This window comes from Rhodopirellula sp. J20-39, assembly GCF_057365095.1.
Window position 1 is genome coordinate 5296895 of the sequence record NZ_CP195123.1, and the last position, 16224, is coordinate 5313118.

Sequence of the window (16224 nt, forward strand, 5' to 3'; positions counted from 1 at the left end):
TCCAGAGCGTTCCAGTTGCGAAGCGATGCCAAATCAGCAGTCACCATTCAACTAATTCTTCAGCGTTACCGAACCACCAGTGCTTGGTTTCAGTTCCAAGTTCTTGATCGTCGACACGCCACCGGGCAGATGCAGACGCAAGTGGATGATCGCTGACTTGCTAGGCAACTCAGCCTGGATGTTCTGCCACTCGTTCGCCTTTTCAATTCCAACAGCAACTCGATTGGCAGGAACAAAATCCCTTTCGCCAGAATTTCGCCACGCGAAGTTAACTTCACCGGCCTCTGCAACCTTGACGGTCGCTTTGACAATCACTGGCCCCTTCAAACTCAAGCCATTTCGGACAATGAACGGCTGCGAATTCTTCATCGCCTTTCCAGTTGTGATTTGCAAACCACTGGGCGTTGATTTCATCTCCCCATTGCGGACCATCCACGCAGAACTCAACTGCGAAGTCGACTCCGATTTCGTCCGCGGCGGGGCCGGCTGCTTCCCATCGAGATAAAAATCAAAATAGGCCGTTGCTGCTTTGGACATCTGATGCGATGAGAGCCCAGGCGGGCTGAGTTCACCGGCCCAACCAGTCAACTTGTTACGCAACGTGGTTGCGACCTCAGGATGCGTCTTAAGTAGGTTGTGTTGCTCTTCAATATCGCTTTCCAAGTCGAATAAATATTCTCGCTCACCACCTCGCAAAAGCTTCCATTTGCCAGCACGGATCGCCGATTGAGCAGTCCAGCGCCACATCAACGCGTCATGGGGTGGTGATGACACCTTACCGGTCAAGTGCGGAATCAGGTTGACGCCATCGAGATCGCCGGGTTGCGTTTCCAAATTGGCCAGTTCGGCCGCAGTGGCGGCAACATCCAAGGAGCTGACCGGATGATCGTAGGTTTGCCCCGGTGGGATCGTGCCGGGCCAGGAAATGACAAACGGGACATGCATCCCACCTTCGGATAGCATCCCCTTTTCCCCGTTAAGTGGCGTGTTCAACGAACCGTCCCAACCAGGGCCACCGCCGGGTGCATCCCTTTTATGAATTTTAAGGGGCGCACCGTTGTCGCCGATGTAGAAGATCAAGGTATTTTCCGTCAGATTGTGTTTTGCCAACGTATCCGTGATTAAGCCCACCCCATCATCGACAGCGGAAAGCATCGCCAACGCTTGCCGACGTCGCTGGGGCATCTCGCCCGGAAATCGATCTAGATACTTTTTCGGTGCATCCAGTGGCACATGCGGGGCTCGGTAGGCGACGTACAAGAAGAAGGCTTCTTCCTTGTACCGTTCAATCAGCGACGCAGCCGCCTGACTGCACCCATCGACGTGGTACATCAGGGGTGGAAGACTGGCCATCTCTCGATCTTCCCCATCGAGGGTGATGTTGGCAGCAAACGGCTGTTGTGAGTTTTGATTGAACACATGCCGAAAACCGTGTTCAACGATTTTCAGGCCGGGACCAAGATGCCACTTCCCGAACTGCGCCGTGACGTAACCCGCATCCTGTAAACGTTCGGCAATGGTCAGCTCACGATCGAAGCCAGCGAGCGATTGACCATTGGATTCCACTCCGAATCGAGATTGAAACTTGCCCGTCAACAATCCTGCTCGAGACGGGATACATTGCGGCGCAGTACTGTAGCCGTTTCGAGCCAACACTCCATTGCGTGCCAGTGCGTCCACATTCGGCGTTTTCACATCATCCAGAACGCCTTGGCACGACAAATCAGCATGGCCGTGATCATCGGTATAAAAGACGATAATATTCGGCCGCGAGTCCGCGACGGCGTTCGAACCGCCAAGGGACAGTACCACAGCAAGTGGCAATAAAAGAGTCTTCATCGAGAATTCCTATGAGTGACCTGTGATTGCTCTTGGGAGTACTTACCCCAAAGCATGTCTAAGCGATTAGCGATATCAGTCTCATCACCAACGACTAACCAGTAACGAAAACGATAAGTAGTTTGATGATCCATCAACACGCGATCGATCGGTGCCACATGCATGCATGGACCACCATCGGGTTGATCGCTGAGTCCACTCCCATGCGGACCAAAGTTCCAGGACTGGGTTGCGGTCGGCGAGAACACAGCAACGCCTTGGCCAGATGCCTCGAACATCGCCATCGCTTTACGCGGCGGCATCGTATTTCCCCAAGGTGGCCCCGGTGGTTGGGACTCCTTTCGCCACCGGCCTTCGCCGAGATAGCTACGCACGTCGTCGAAGTTGCGAGTGAAATAGCAAGCTGGTGTCTCTTGAGGATTCTTCGTCGGGCCTCCCCAACGATCGTCCTTATCTCGCATTGCTTTAAACTCGCAGGTAACCGCAACAACCCCCGGCATGTCAGGCTCAAAGGTTGACCACTGACGCATTACCGCGTCGGCCTCTTCATCAGCCATGTCCCAAAGTTTAGGAATCGTTTCGGAGTAAAGACTGTTTTCAGTTTTGCGAAACTCGGTAACACGTGACCATGTTCCCGCGTCCCCGCCCTGTCCAACACCACCGCCTTGAATGGGATTCCATGACCACGGGCTCCACGCCTTGTTTTGCCCTTCGGTCACGCGGTTAAGTCGACGTCCTGCGTAGTACGACTGTTGAATCAACCGACCTGGATCGGCAATATTGACGATGTTGTTGGGATACTCGCGCGATGATAGCCAAGTGATTGCGCCCCCCTTTTCACGATCGATGCCAACCTTCACAGCCCCATCGTCAATCGTCAACAAGTCAGCCGCAGACGATAAGCCAGGTAAGTGCAGACCGATAAGCAGAACCACAACAACAAGCTTTAAGCCAAGACAGCACTGATTCGCCGCCACTGAATTTGTAGTGTTAAGGGGAATGCTGTTTATAAGTCGCGGTCGGGTCATCATGAGTTTCTCTTGATTTATTGTGGTGGTTCAGATTCGTTTAGGCGTCTTGCTCACGGATATCCAAATGAGTTCGCTAGGTATCGCTGGTAAATTCATGGACCTTCGATCAAAAAGTCGATCACGCGGACCTCCGAACCGCTCTGACCGATCACGGAGATGGTTTCATCGTGATGCCAGCGACTACGATCGACACCGAAGCGACTATCCTTACACCAATCTCCGATTGACTTTTCAATCTGACTGAGCGTTGCCAGTCCATCACTGCTGACTTGGTACAACCCACGTTCATCGACGACCAGTAATCGTTGCGAGCAGGTCACTAGCACGCCTAGCGTGGATCCTTCACGGCGGTTCCATTCGCCCGTCGAGTGGTTGCGATGGGCCATCATGGGACGCCCATTCGGGCCTCGCATTAAGACGTGAACGCCACCGGCATCATCAACCGTCATCGATCCACCGTTGATAAACTGCGATCCAGTGGGGATATCCAACACAGCGATGCCAGGTGAATTGCCAGAAATGAATTTCGTGCCACGTTTCGCAATTGTCTCGCCCGAACTGTTTTTCCACGTTCGACCGTGGTCATCACTGTACGCATAACACAGGTCGTGACACGTGCGAGCATCCGGTGTGTCTCGCCAGCACCAAGTCAGATGTCGACGTCCTTCATGGACAACCATCGCGTGTGGGTAGGCATTGACTGTGCCGTTGCCACCGGACCAGTGTTTGTCGATCAGCTTGCTGGAGGCTGCATCGTTGACGATCCAGCGTCCGGCTTGATATTCAAAGAAATGCGAGTCCGCACTGCCGGAACCCCCACCCAACCGCAAGTACAGCGACATCCGATCTCCATCACGAACAAAGCTGGGATACGTGGCGGATTCGATACTCGGGCCACCCAAGTGGTCTTGCACGGCACCAAACAGGTCTGCTGACCATGTGAACTCCGTGGGGTTGTTCCCGATGCCGGATTGACTGCAGCGATAGTGCAACGTGGACACATGATGGTCGAATGCCAAATGAATCACTCCATCACTTGAAATACCCATCGCCACCTTTTCATGTCCGTCGCCGAATCCGCGAGCTATCGGTCCAGCTTTGCCACGATTGGTGTCAGAAGTACGTTGGTAGCCGCTAAGTGAGACGCATTGCCAATCGCTTTTGGGTAGTTCGCGACGGGCGACCGACACTTGCCGATTGGCATCCCAAAACGCAGCGTATTGCCAACCCCGATACGTCTGCAGAGCTCCAGGTCCAAAGTTCCACCTTGCACCTGGTTTGACGATCGTCTTGGGCATTCCTGTTTCGGTGATAGTCGACACGCGGTATCGAGCGTCTGCCGGTGAGCCCCGCAAAGGTGAATTGCCCAAAGCGTTACTGCATGAAGCCGAAGGCGAAGCCAGTACGACGAAGCACAGGCATAGATAAAAACAGTGATTCATTCCGCAACAAGCTCTATTTCTGTGTGATGTCAGTTTTCTTGACGACGACTCGATCACTTTGGCAACGTTTTGTTGGCTTCCAATGACTTGCTCTATGGGCTCACAATTTCAAGTAACCGTTGGTCGAGTTGCTTCACCGTATCTGCGTTCTCGGTTAACTCCGAGACGTTCTTCGTGGCGACGTCAGACCGGGAATGATCGTACAACTCTCGCGCAACCAACTCGCCGTTTTTTCGTTGCCACCTCGTGTAACGCCAATGGCCGCTGCGGATCGAATATCCCATCGTGCCACCGCGAGGATATTGGCTTAATGCCGCTCGCTTACCGGGCAGTGATGGATCAGCGAACAGCGGCAACAGGCTCTCACCCTCGCATGCCTTTGGTGTCGTCAGTCCGCACCATTGGGCGAGTGTTGGGTAGATGTCGATGTATTCAACCAATGCCGTTGATCGCTTGCCGGTCGGTATACCCGTACCGCTGAAGATCAGAGGAACGCGAGTATCCAATTCAAAGTTGGTGTGCTTGCACCAGTCACCGTATTCACCCAGTTTCCAGCCATGGTCGCTCCAAAATACAATGAGCGTGTTTTCACGAAGGCCCTGTCGGTCAACCTCCTCAAGCACTCGCCCCACTTGGGCGTCGATGTAGGACACACATGCACGATACCCATGGATCAACGTTCGAGTCTGCTCGTCGGACAGATCCTCTTTGGAGGGAATGTCGGTGTAAGCTCGCAGTTCACCCCAACTGGTGGTGGCTTGGTCTGCGGCACCGCGAGGCGGTGTTCGTGCGGGAACTTCTATCTCGGCAGGATCATACATGTCCCAGTATTTCTGGGGAGCGACGAACGGTAGGTGAGGCTTTTTGAAACCAACGGCCAGGAAGAACGGCCGATTGTCCTTCTGACGTAACTGCTCGATCGCGTTGTCAGCGATGACACCATCCGAATAGGTACTGTCGGCGACATCCCCGCTCTCGAAAGCTGGCCCCTTGATGAACTGCCGAAGTACTTTGCCTTTTAACTTTTGCTTCTTCGCTTCCTTGGTCTTCTGGGCGATCATGGCAGTCGTCTTTGGTGCCGCGTATTGCGGCGTCGAGCAGGCATCCAGCACATCCCAAAACGCTTTATCGTCTTGGCCATGGTGGTAGATCTTTCCGAGCGAGACGGTTCGGTAACCATTCTGCTTGAAGAACCGTGGCATCGACATCGCGTCTGGCAAAGCCTTGTTCAGAGGATGGTCGAGATCGAAGACTCCGGTTGAATCAGGACGCATGCCCGTCATAAGGCTAATGCGTGAAGGCGCGCAAACAGCCTGTTGGCAATAGGCCTGTTCCAACAGCAGTCCCTGCCGAGCGAAAGCATCAAGGTTGGGCGTTTTCATGTGCTTGGCGCCGTAGCAACCAAGCTCGACTCGTAAATCATCGACGCCAATGAAGAGAATGTTTTTCGGTGGCGATTGAGCAGTTGCAATCGAGCCCCAAAACAGCAAGGCAATCGCAAGAAGAATAGAGGGTTTCATGATGGTCGTTTTCAGGGAGGAGATGGTTGCAGGGTGGTAGTGGGCTAGGCCTCCCGCCTGTCATGTTCGATTCGACAGGCTGGAAGCAGATCCCACTGTTTTGATTACTGGTGTCGTTTCGGATCGGTGAGCTCATGCGGATCTACGAACTGCTTGACCGTTCCAATCAAATGCGGAGGGCATGTGTAGAACTCACCCGACTGGTCGACGGGATGCTTCGATTTCAAGAACGGAATTTCACCTCCCTCGGTCAGAAAATCATTCTGCTGTTCACTCCACGAAAAGAGTTTCTGTTTCAACCTTGCCTTGATTTGCGAGAAGGCGGGATCAGCCGCAATGTTGTTCAGTTCAAAAGGATCAGTCTGCGTATCGAATAATTCTTCTTCGGGTACGTCGGGGTGTTTTTTCGCTCCCAGACGATGAAACGGATCAATCCCTTTGCCAGCCAGTTCGTCGCGTCTAATTCTTTCAAGGGTGTTGAAGTTGTGGATGTAATGGTACCGCCCGTCATGGGATGATCGTCGTGGGAAGACGTGTGTCCCCAAGACTCCCTGTTGCGTCATCACCCCAAAGACATACTTGTGGTGCGAGATCGACGGATCTTCCAAGACTGCCGCAAAACTCTTTCCATCAATCTCAGCGACCGGTTGTCCACCAGCAAGCTCGACAAACGTAGGCAAGACATCTGTGTAGCTGGTCAGTGCCGACGTTCGTCCGGGCTTGATCTTTCCGGGCCAGCGAACAATGAACGGCACGTTCAAACCGCGATCGTAGACGGTGAACTTCGCGCCGGGGCCATTGCCGTGATCGGATGAGTAGATGAACACCGTGTTCTGATCAAGCTGATGCTTATCGAGCAGCTCCAATACGCCTGCAAGCTCACGTTCTTTCTCGGCGATGTTGTCGTAGTATCCGGGTAACCACTTGTCGGCAGACTTTTCCAAGTGAGGATGCCGCACGACTTGATCGGCTGGGAACGTTGGCTTTTTGGGATAGGGCCCATGCGGATAGTGTGACATGATGAACAAGCAAAACGGCTTGTCGGCGTGGCTCGAAAAATAGGCGTCGATATCATCGGCTGGCAACGTTTTCTTACTCGTGCTGACGGGTGTGCTCCAGCGAAAGACCGAGTCTGGTTTAACGTGCACTTTGCCAATCAGCGATACGTCGTAGCCAAGCGGGGCCAACGCGTCATAGATGGTCTTCGTTCCCCTGCGAGCAGATGTATGCTGGACAAAAAGCCCGTTGCGAATGGGGTAAAGACCGGTCAGCAGAGCGGCCCGGCTTGGAGCACAAATCGCTTCGGCCGTAAACATTCTATCGAACACGAGCCCCTCTCGCGCCAAACGATCAACCGTCGGCGTTAGCTCGACCGGCAGGCCGTAGCATCCATAGTCCGCCTTCAACTGGTCGTCGCTGAGAAAGAATACGAAGTTCGGTTTTTCGCCAGCACTGGCCAGTGCCGCCGAGAGTATCAGCAACAATGCGAACGCTGCGTATCTGTTTGTCATTGTGAAATCCCTCTGTTCAAAGTCGAACATTCTTTGCTGCTAACTTTGCACAGCATCACCTGATTCGATGTGTCGATCCTAAGCGAATCATTGGCGATTTTGCTCGATCGCTGGAGAAATCCTATCGCGTCTTCGTTTGACTATTCACTTCAGTATCTATGCTCGTGCCTTGCCCTTCTCACAGAAAAAATGGCAAGCTCGTGATTAATTCTGACAATTATCGCGTCGAGCGGCATACTGCATCCACAATCATCTTCCTTACTTGTGGTACACCGATGCTCTGTATTCGATTAGCTAGTCTTCTGATGTTCTTGATAACGGCGACAGCTTGGGGCGAAACGCCACCGCTATCTGCACTTCTAGAACGAGCGGACGCGGCTGATATCGCAGCGGAGGCTCGTCGCCGTGGCGATCCGATCCGCGGTGCCCTGGTGTATTTCACATCTGCCGCTGGCTGCGTTCAATGTCACGAGAGTACGGCGGATCCGATAGCCGAACAGAATTCACCGCTTGGCCCTAACTTATCGCGTCTCGGCGAAGGAGTCACCGACGTGCATTTAGTGGAGGCGTTGCTGCAGCCATCCAAGTTCATCCGCGAGGGGTTCGGGACCGTTCAAGTGTTAACGGTGGACGGAGATGTCTTGTCCGGAATGTTTGTTCGCGAAGATGATCAAACACTCGTGCTCCGCGACGCTAAGAATCTGCAGACCGAAATCGAGATTCCCAAGGACGACATCGAAGATCGCAGCGAAAGAAAGATCTCGATGATGCCCGGCGGATTGATGGCGACACTCGGCTCACAGCGGGAGGTCCTCGACCTCATCAGCTACCTGTTTGCGATTCAGGCGGGCGGTCCCACCCGCGCCCGCGAACTGAAACCGAGCGCCGATCAATTGGTCGTCTCGGACGACACCGCCAATCTGAATCATGCAGGGATACTGAGAAGAATCGAGAAGACCAACGCGAAAGGTGGGAAACAGATTTTTGAGGCGTCGTGTGTGCAATGCCACGGCGAGGACGGCAACACGCCGTCGCTGGCCACAGCTCGGGCATTCGGTAAACAGAAACTGAAGTTTGGTGCTGATCCCTACAGCATGTTTCAGACGCTTTCCAAGGGCAACGGTTTGATGGCTGCGACCACCGCGCTGTCACCGAAAGAACGTTACGCGGTGATTGGCTACATTCGTAATCGCTTCATGAAAGACTCGAATCCCGACTACCAACCGATCACGAATGAGTATCTGAAATCACTGCCGACTGGAACGGACATGGGTGATTTTAAACCGGATCCTGATCGTGACTATGGCCCGGCGTTGGCGTCGCAATTGGGGCGTGAAGTCAACAGCGCCCTCACCGTCGCTCTGGGGGACCATACCATCGCCTACAACCTGCACACGATGGACCAAGCTGGCCTCTGGACAGGCGGCTTTCTCGATGTCGATCAAACCCAACACAAACGAGGACGCGGTGAAGGATACCCGCAGCCAAAGGGGACACCTGTGCCCGGTTTGTCGATCTGGCGATGGGGCCATGATGGGTCGCTCGATTATTCGACCGATGACGTGTTGCCACGCGGCCCGCTGCCGTCGCGATGGTTGGACTATCACGGTCACTATCTGCACGGCGACCGAATCGTACTTTCTTACGCGATTGATGGACGCGAAATCCTAGAAGTTCCTGCCGCGATCGACGGTGAAACTGCCGTGCGTCAAACGCTTCGAATCAGCGAGGGAAAGGCTTTGGTTTTAGCCGTTGGCCCCCACCAACCTCAAGTCACCGGAGACATCACAGGCGTCACCGTAACGCTCGATAAACAGCAACGATGGGTTGTGCGAATTCCGGCAGATTCAAATTCACGTTTGCTCGACATCGTACGGTTTGAAAATGCCGATGAGGATTCCCCAAAGCGTAAGGACTTAAGTCTGGAGCGGATCGATCCGGCTGAGATGATCGCTGGGGGTGACTTACGTTGGCCGCAAACGCTTGAAACGGTCGGGTACCGCGGTTTTCAACACGGGGCCTACGCTGTCGATACAATTTCGATTCCTGAGTCGACCCCGTGGAACACTTGGTTTCGTACGTCCGCGATCGATTTCTTTCCCGACGGCCGACTCGCGGTTGCCACTGTGGGTGGAGATGTTTGGATCGTTTCAGGTGTTGATGACGAACTGATGAATCTCCAGTGGAAGCGGTTCGCTGGTGGCATGTACGAGCCGTTCGGGATCAAGGTTGTTGACGGACTGGTTTATGTGACATGCAAAGACCGGCTGACGCGTTTGCACGACCTAAACGACGATGGCGAGGCCGATTTCTACGAAAGCTTCAGTGCTGACACGGACGTCTCGACCTTCTTCCATGCGTTCAACTTTGATCTGCAAACTGACAGCCAAGGCAACTTTTACTACGCCAAGAGTGGTCAGTACACGGATTACAAATTGCCCGGCGCGATCGTGAAGGTCTCGCCGGATGGCAAGACGCGCAGCGTCGTTTGCACCGGTCTGCGGACACCGAACGGGATGGGCATTCTGCCTGATGACCGGCTAACCGTCAGCGATAATCAGGGCACGTGGATGCCGGCTTCGAAGGTCAACCTGGTAAAACCGGGAGGTTTCTATGGCTACGTACAAAACAAAAAGGGCGGCGCATGGGCGCCCGACGGTGGACGGATTGACGTTAAGCACGTCGTGCCGCCGGAAACGTTCGACCCGCCACTGATTTGGATGCCACAAGAGGTCGACAACTCGTCTGGCGGCCAAGTGTTTGTCGATGACTCTCGCTGGGGGCCGCTGTCGGGACGTCTCTTGCACACCAGCTTCGGACAAGGCCGCTTGTTCTATCTGATGACTCAAAAAATCGGTAGCACCGACCAGGCAGCATTGATTCAATTCCCACACGACTTCGGCACCGGGATCATGCGTGGTCGAGTGAATCCTGTCGACGGTCAACTCTATGTCACGGGACTCAACGGTTGGAACGACAACGGGCGTGCGGGAATAGCCGACAACGGTATCTACCGCGTGCGGTACACCGGCGAGCCACTTCGTATGATTGAAAATTGCCAAGTCGAATCGGGTGGCCTTCGCATTCAATTCAATTTCCAACTTGATGCGGGCTCGGCAACCGATGTTGCCTCGTACGCCGCCCAGCAGTGGAACTACAAGTGGACCGCCAATTATGGATCGGATCACTACTACCCCGAGAGCGGAGAGCTTGGCGAGCAATCCGTGGCAATCTCGAGCGTCCAATTATCCGAAGATCACAAGTCAGTGTTGCTGAAAATCCCAGAGCTTCGCCCCGTCCATCAATTGCGTTTGCAATTGAATGTTAACGACGAATCCGGGGCAACGTTCAGCGAAAAGATTTACTGGACCCTTCATCGCGTCGCGCCACCGCGTGCTGCGCGTTAGGCTTTCATACGCGATAGTCCTTTTTGTACCCCACGACTACTACGAGCTCATCCCGATAGGGATTTCAGAAATTCGCCGGTGGTTTTTGCGCAGCGAACACCACCGGATAACGAATCATTCCACGATCGTTGACGCTGAAAGGGTCATAGATGACGGTGCTGTGACCCTTACAGGTTCAAAACCGCAGTTGAACGCGGATTCCGTAGGTGACGTTCCGGTTACCATCAGCATCGTGTTCTTGCGAAGATCGAGTCGCTCTAGCATGCCCATGATCTCTCTGACCTGACCATCAAAGCAAGTAATCTCGGCAAGATACTTGGCGTACGATTTCGATGGTGCTCGAACGGTTGCGGGCTCAGCTTGGCGTTCCAATACGGAGTTGGATCACCCTTGGTGAAGGGGGCTTCAGGCTGATTGATGAGAACCACATTGGCGGCGTGATTCTCGTTTCGGGAGATCGGCATGGAACAAGTGGGTTCACGATTCCCCGTCCATCGGGTTTTGAATTCTATGAGTTTGAAGCGGCCAGTTTGGGAGGTCGACTGGGGCCTCCCGCAAAGAGCAAAGGTTAGCATACCCAGCTATAGGGAATTTCTGACCAATATTCATTCGGCGAATTATCCATTGATGCGTCACTCTCCGATCCCGAAGTCTACTTCCGGATCATCGGGGATGATGGAACCAGAATTTTTGAGCAGAAGTTGAAACGCAAAGAATTGACTCCTTTGTTGAAAATCCCTTTTGAAAACATTGAGAATATTCGACGGGCAAACGGATCCATCCCACCCACTCGATTTCTGATCGAGACAGAATTGATAGCGTTGCGGAAATGCGAATTTTACGCATTTAGAAACCCCATAAAACCTCGGATTCTCATGTGAGGTTAGCTGGGTTACTGGCACAGTAAAGGAAAGGATCTCTCTATTCCTACGTGAAGGGTGCGTACCGCTCCCGCACGTCCAGTATTACTTGTGTTTAATTGAGGAAATCTGTCATGCGTTTTTCACTTTCCAATAGGGTCCCCCGCGGGTTCACGCTAGTCGAGTTGCTAGTCGTGATCGCGATCATCGGGGTGCTCGTTGGTCTTTTGCTACCTGCAGTTCAGGCGGCTCGCGAGGCGGCTCGGCGAATGAGCTGCAGCAACAATTTCAAGCAAATCGGACTTGGAATTCACAATTACCACAGTGCTTACAAGAAACTCCCTACGCACAAGTCCGGGACTAACAACAACACGGGCTCTTGGTATGCCGACACCAATGGTGAAAACCGTTCTCAGCTGAGCATGCTTGTCGGCATCACGCCATTTGTTGAAGGGCAGGCACTATGGGAGCAGATCTCCAATCCGAATGCACAGCGTGTGGACGGCGCCTCATCCGGGAAAGGAACCGCTGGAAATCCCTGGCCTGCGATGGGGCCGACGGGCGAGGATGATCAATATATCCCGTGGAATACCAACATCCCAACTCTGCGATGTCCGAGTGATCCCGGGGTCGGCCTTCCGGCAAACGGGCGTACAAACTACGCGGCATGTGTTGGGGATAGTTCTTACAACATGTCGCATGGTGCGGAAAACTGGGATGGAACCGTCAATACCAATATTGCACAAGATGCGCGAGCAGCCTGTCGCGGTATGTTCGTTGCACACCAAGAGGCACGTTTTCGAGACGTTCTTGATGGACTTTCTAACACGATCATGATGGGCGAGATTGCCACCGATCTCGGTGACCGAGATACTCGTACCAATCCGTCTTATTTAGGCGTTACATTGCACGCGGGACTGGGCATTAATCCTTCGGGCTGCAAGACAGGAACCGATCCTCAACGACCACAATTTTGGCTCGCGGGCACGCAAACGCTAGCTGAAATCAACACTTCCAATAGCGCTCGCGGCTACCGTTGGGCCGACGGAGATCCCGTCTTCACAATGATGCAAACCATTTTGCCGCCCAACGCTGTAACGTGCTCGTCGACTGAATACAGAACGACTACTGCTACAAAGCCCGCGCCAGTTGACGCAGATAACGCAGAGAAACGGGATGCTACCTATGGAGTTTTTGCGCCTAGCAGTCGCCACCAAGGCGGTTGTCATGTACTGATGGGCGATGGGGCTGTGAAGTTCATCACGGACTCGATTGAGGCTGGTGCCGATACAAACCGAATGGTCAGCAGAACGGAAGGTACAGCTGGTACGCCATCGTCCGTTCCTGGTGCTATCAGTCCATATGGACTTTGGGGTGCACTGGGCACACGAGCGAATAAGGAAGTGATTGGAGAAGATTTCTAAAAGGCATCTTTACGGATCACTTAATTTATGTAAATCAAATCGCGTTGCCGCGTAGAGTGGCGACGCGATTTTTCATACCGACGATGTACTACCTCTCAAAGTAGAAAGTATGGTCCTTCATCTGTGCGGTCGCAACTCACTCCAGCCATCCAGGCAACTATCGATTGGCAGCCTGCGTCTACTTCTTCTGTTTGTTCATTCCTGGCTTGCCGACAATCGCAGACTGATTTTGCTTGAAGCCTGCTGCATCCCGTTTGGCGACCAGGCGCCTTCGCAACATCTTCACCACTGAGACATACTCAGGGTTTCCTGCCAAGTTAGTGAATTCACCCGGGTCCTTTTTCAGGTCGTACAGCTCTGTACCTTTCTCGCCAAAGCCCCACTGGGTGAAACGCCAATCTGTTGTGCGAATCGATTCCCCTCCGCTGCGGCTGATCGTGAATGCTTGGTCCTTCTTCCATGAACGTGATTGGGTATCGACGAGCAGCGGTTTCAGACTTGCGCCCTGAAGCGTGTCTGGAGCGGAAAGGCCGGCCAAGTCAGCCAGAGTCGGATAGAGGTCGACCAGTTCCGTGATCTTGGTAGTGCCACGACCGTGCTGGTCTTTCAGCCACGGGACGCTGATGATGAATGGTACGCGTGTGGCCTCTTCGAACAGATGCTGTTTCTGATATTTGTGGTGATGTCCCAACAAGTAGCCGTGATCACTGGTGAAAACGACAATCGTTTTGTCGGCCAAACCCATTTTTTTCAGTGCTTCCAGGACGCGTCCGACTTGTGCGTCCATGTAGGAAACACTGGCGTAGTAGGCCTGTAACAGTCCTTTGTGCGATTCAGGTGTCACGCCGTACGTCGTGCTGTTTCGCTTGTAGTTGCGGATAATTCCAGGCACATCGTCCAAGTCATTCTCGGGCGCAACCGGTGCCTCCATTGACTCTCGATCGTATCGATCAAAGTATTTTTTCGGTGCAACAAGAGGCACGTGCGGCCTGACGAATCCGACCGCTATGAAGAACGGTTTGTCCTTGACCTTGTCAAGCATCTCGATCGCACGATCCGCGGCCATCCCATCAGCGTGTTCGCTGTCTCCGCCGGAAGCAATCACGCCAGTAAAGCTCTGCGACTCCTCGTTCTTCGGCGACCAATTGGTTAGCTCACCAGCAGCATTTTGTTCCGGAGCCTTGATATTGATCGCTTCGTCCCAGGAAAACGGGTCATCGCTTTCTGCGGTTCCTTCGATGATCTCAAACGGAATGCCCATGTGATAAATCTTGCTGACACGCCCCGCGAAGTAGCCGTTGTTGCGAAACGTCTGCGACAGCGTGACCACGTCGGGCATGCTGCCTCGCAAAGTGCCTGCATTTCCCAGTGTTAGATTGGAGTACGGATACAACCCCGACATAATCGACGCACGCGACGCACCACAAACCGGATACTGACAGTGCATGTTCTCAAACTTCACTCCTCGCTCAGCAAGGCGGTCGAGGTTCGGTGTCTTGCACTGTTTGTGCCCAAAACCACTCAGAGCGGTATTCAGGTCATCTGCAACTAGAAATAAAACGTTCGGCTTTTCAGCATATGCCGGTGGCTGCGGGATCAGAGTCGCTGCGATCATGGCAAAAATGATCAGACAAGTCGTTTTCATCATTCGATTCTCATATAGCAAACTGCAGACATATTGAGTTCATCATGACAGGCCTTTTACCCTACTGCTGAGGCTTCGATAATGCGGTGTTGTTCTGCGTTATCTCTGGCAACAAAAAGTCTTCTAATAGTTGCGGTGGTCCGCTGAGGGCGCCGTCGTCATTGATCTCTTTCATCCTCGTGTCAACCAATGCGCGAAGCTCGACCAGTCTACTTGCTTGCTCCGCTGACATAGCCAAGTTGTTTTCCTCAAACGGATCGCTTTCCAGGTCGTAGAGTTCTTCTGCTGGATTGCTGTGATAGTTATGCAAGAATGCTGCTGCCCGAGAGTCGGTCTTGGCTGCATCAATGTACGATTGCCAGTGGTGGCCGGCGTGCGGCCAGTGCCCGTCGATGCGAGGATCTTCCTTGGCCCAGACGTCCGTGTGGGTGGTGTAAGCGAATTCGGGGTGCAGGTTGCGGATGTATTTCCACTTGCCCTTACGGACGCTGCGAATCGGGTAGACGTTTTTATCCTTATCGCCTTTGTGCGTTGCAAAGATCACATCGCGATGACGATCGGTTTCGCCTAACAGCACTTTGGAGAACGACCGGCCGTCGATACCTAGAGGCGATTCTCCACCGGCAAGGTCGATCAGTGTCGGCATCAAATCAATCCAACTGACCATCGCATCGGTCGATGTATTGGGTTTGATCTTTCCAGGCCAGACGGCGATCAATGGAGTACGGATTCCGGTTTCGTACAGAGACCATTTTGCAAACGGCCACGGCATCCCATGATCAGACGTGTAGACGACCAGCGTGTTGTTCACATCCAGGTGTTCGGCGATCAACTCTAGAGTTTGCCCGACGCGGCGGTCAATGTCCTCGGCTCCTTCCACGTATCGCGTCATTTCGACTCGGGCTTCGGGCGTGTCAAAAATCTTTGGCGGAATGACAACGTCTTCGGGCGAAATCCTGGCTTCTTCTTTGGGTGGCCATGCGGTGTGAGTATCGGTCCAGCCAAGGAATAGTGCCAAGGGCGGGGCCTTTTCGGGGCGTTGCTGGAGAAATGATTCAACCTGATCCAGGGTCATGGTTTGTTGCAAACCGCCACCGCCTAGAAACTTGACGCCGTCGGGAACGTACTGCCCATAGTGCTTCGGACCGGAGTGCCCGACTTTGCCATGAAAGACCACTTCGTAACCTTGAGCTAAAAGCGTCGGCAACAGTGAGTTGACGCCGGGCTTGAGTTCAAACTCGTGGTTGCCAACGATGCCATTGCTGTACGGCATACGTCCGGTGAATAGAGCCGCGCGACTGGGCGCACATGCTGGCGAAGCGACATAGGCATTGTCGAATCGAATTCCTTCTTCCGCCAATTGCTGAAGGTGGGGCGTTTGAAACTCATCCGCTCCATAAACGGATGAGTGGTACACACCATGATCGTCCGCAATGGTGATTACAAAGTTGGGTGGTTTTGCGACGCAGATGGTCGCATGGGCGATCAAGCTGAAGAGCATCAGCGGAATTAGAGATCGGCGTTGGGAAATCAGATTCATGGAAT

9 protein-coding genes are annotated in these 16224 nt (G+C 53.5%); 2 read left to right on the forward strand and 7 right to left on the reverse strand.

Going from position 1 to position 16224, the window contains the following annotated elements:
* Window positions 1–51: 51 nt before the first annotated feature.
* From ACR3ZL_RS19150 to ACR3ZL_RS19170, 5 genes are all read right to left on the reverse strand, one after another.
* Complete coding sequence (locus tag ACR3ZL_RS19150) at window positions 52–1839, reverse strand: sulfatase family protein (RefSeq protein ID WP_473651496.1); 1788 nt, start codon at window positions 1837–1839, stop codon at window positions 52–54.
* Window positions 1836–2870 carry a hypothetical protein gene (locus ACR3ZL_RS19155; protein ID WP_473651495.1) on the reverse strand — a complete coding sequence of 345 codons (1035 nt, stop codon included), beginning with the start codon at window positions 2868–2870 and terminating at the stop codon, window positions 1836–1838. Before ACR3ZL_RS19155 ends, ACR3ZL_RS19150 begins: the two co-directional genes overlap by 4 nt.
* A gap of 92 nt (window positions 2871–2962) precedes the next feature.
* Window positions 2963–4312: a BNR repeat-containing protein gene (locus ACR3ZL_RS19160; RefSeq protein ID WP_473651494.1), complete on the reverse strand. Its 1350-nt coding sequence runs from the start codon at window positions 4310–4312 to the stop codon at window positions 2963–2965.
* 92 nt (window positions 4313–4404) lie between these two features.
* On the reverse strand, window positions 4405–5832 hold the full coding sequence (locus ACR3ZL_RS19165) for a sulfatase (RefSeq protein WP_486172885.1): 1428 nt from the start codon (window positions 5830–5832) through the stop codon (window positions 4405–4407).
* Window positions 5833–5936: 104 nt separating this feature from the next.
* Entirely contained in the window at window positions 5937–7343 is a 1407-nt protein-coding gene (locus ACR3ZL_RS19170) for a sulfatase family protein (protein WP_473651491.1), read from the reverse strand.
* A 305-nt stretch (window positions 7344–7648) separates the two neighbouring features.
* Here ACR3ZL_RS19170 and ACR3ZL_RS19175 point away from each other — a divergent pair, with 305 nt between their 5' ends.
* Both ACR3ZL_RS19175 and ACR3ZL_RS19180 read left to right on the forward strand, forming a co-directional pair.
* Window positions 7649–10750: a DUF6797 domain-containing protein gene (locus ACR3ZL_RS19175; protein WP_486172886.1), complete on the forward strand. Its 3102-nt coding sequence runs from the start codon at window positions 7649–7651 to the stop codon at window positions 10748–10750.
* A 994-nt stretch (window positions 10751–11744) separates the two neighbouring features.
* Window positions 11745–13034, forward strand: a complete 1290-nt coding sequence (locus ACR3ZL_RS19180; protein ID WP_486172887.1) for a DUF1559 family PulG-like putative transporter — start codon at window positions 11745–11747, stop codon at window positions 13032–13034.
* Window positions 13035–13212: 178 nt separating this feature from the next.
* On the opposite strand, the gene ACR3ZL_RS19185 is transcribed toward ACR3ZL_RS19180, so the two are convergent.
* Window positions 13213–14682 carry a sulfatase gene (locus ACR3ZL_RS19185; protein WP_486172888.1) on the reverse strand — a complete coding sequence of 490 codons (1470 nt, stop codon included), beginning with the start codon at window positions 14680–14682 and terminating at the stop codon, window positions 13213–13215.
* 58 nt (window positions 14683–14740) lie between these two features.
* Complete coding sequence (locus ACR3ZL_RS19190) at window positions 14741–16219, reverse strand: sulfatase family protein (RefSeq protein WP_486172889.1); 1479 nt, start codon at window positions 16217–16219, stop codon at window positions 14741–14743.
* Window positions 16220–16224 lie beyond the last annotated feature (5 nt).

What these genes read in the sequence shown, in the direction of transcription:
- ACR3ZL_RS19170 (WP_473651491.1), bottom strand. Translation starts at nt 7,343, where the DNA reads ATGACAAACAGATACGCAGCGTTCGCATTGTTGCTGATACTCTCGGCG.
- ACR3ZL_RS19165 (WP_486172885.1), bottom strand. Translation starts at nt 5,832, where the DNA reads ATGAAACCCTCTATTCTTCTTGCGATTGCCTTGCTGTTTTGGGGCTCG.
- ACR3ZL_RS19150 (WP_473651496.1), bottom strand. Translation starts at nt 1,839, where the DNA reads ATGAAGACTCTTTTATTGCCACTTGCTGTGGTACTGTCCCTTGGCGGT.
- ACR3ZL_RS19160 (WP_473651494.1), bottom strand. Translation starts at nt 4,312, where the DNA reads ATGAATCACTGTTTTTATCTATGCCTGTGCTTCGTCGTACTGGCTTCG.
- ACR3ZL_RS19180 (WP_486172887.1), top strand. Translation starts at nt 11,745, where the DNA reads ATGCGTTTTTCACTTTCCAATAGGGTCCCCCGCGGGTTCACGCTAGTC.
- ACR3ZL_RS19185 (WP_486172888.1), bottom strand. Translation starts at nt 14,682, where the DNA reads ATGATGAAAACGACTTGTCTGATCATTTTTGCCATGATCGCAGCGACT.
- ACR3ZL_RS19155 (WP_473651495.1), bottom strand. Translation starts at nt 2,870, where the DNA reads ATGATGACCCGACCGCGACTTATAAACAGCATTCCCCTTAACACTACA.
- ACR3ZL_RS19175 (WP_486172886.1), top strand. Translation starts at nt 7,649, where the DNA reads ATGTTCTTGATAACGGCGACAGCTTGGGGCGAAACGCCACCGCTATCT.
- ACR3ZL_RS19190 (WP_486172889.1), bottom strand. Translation starts at nt 16,219, where the DNA reads ATGAATCTGATTTCCCAACGCCGATCTCTAATTCCGCTGATGCTCTTC.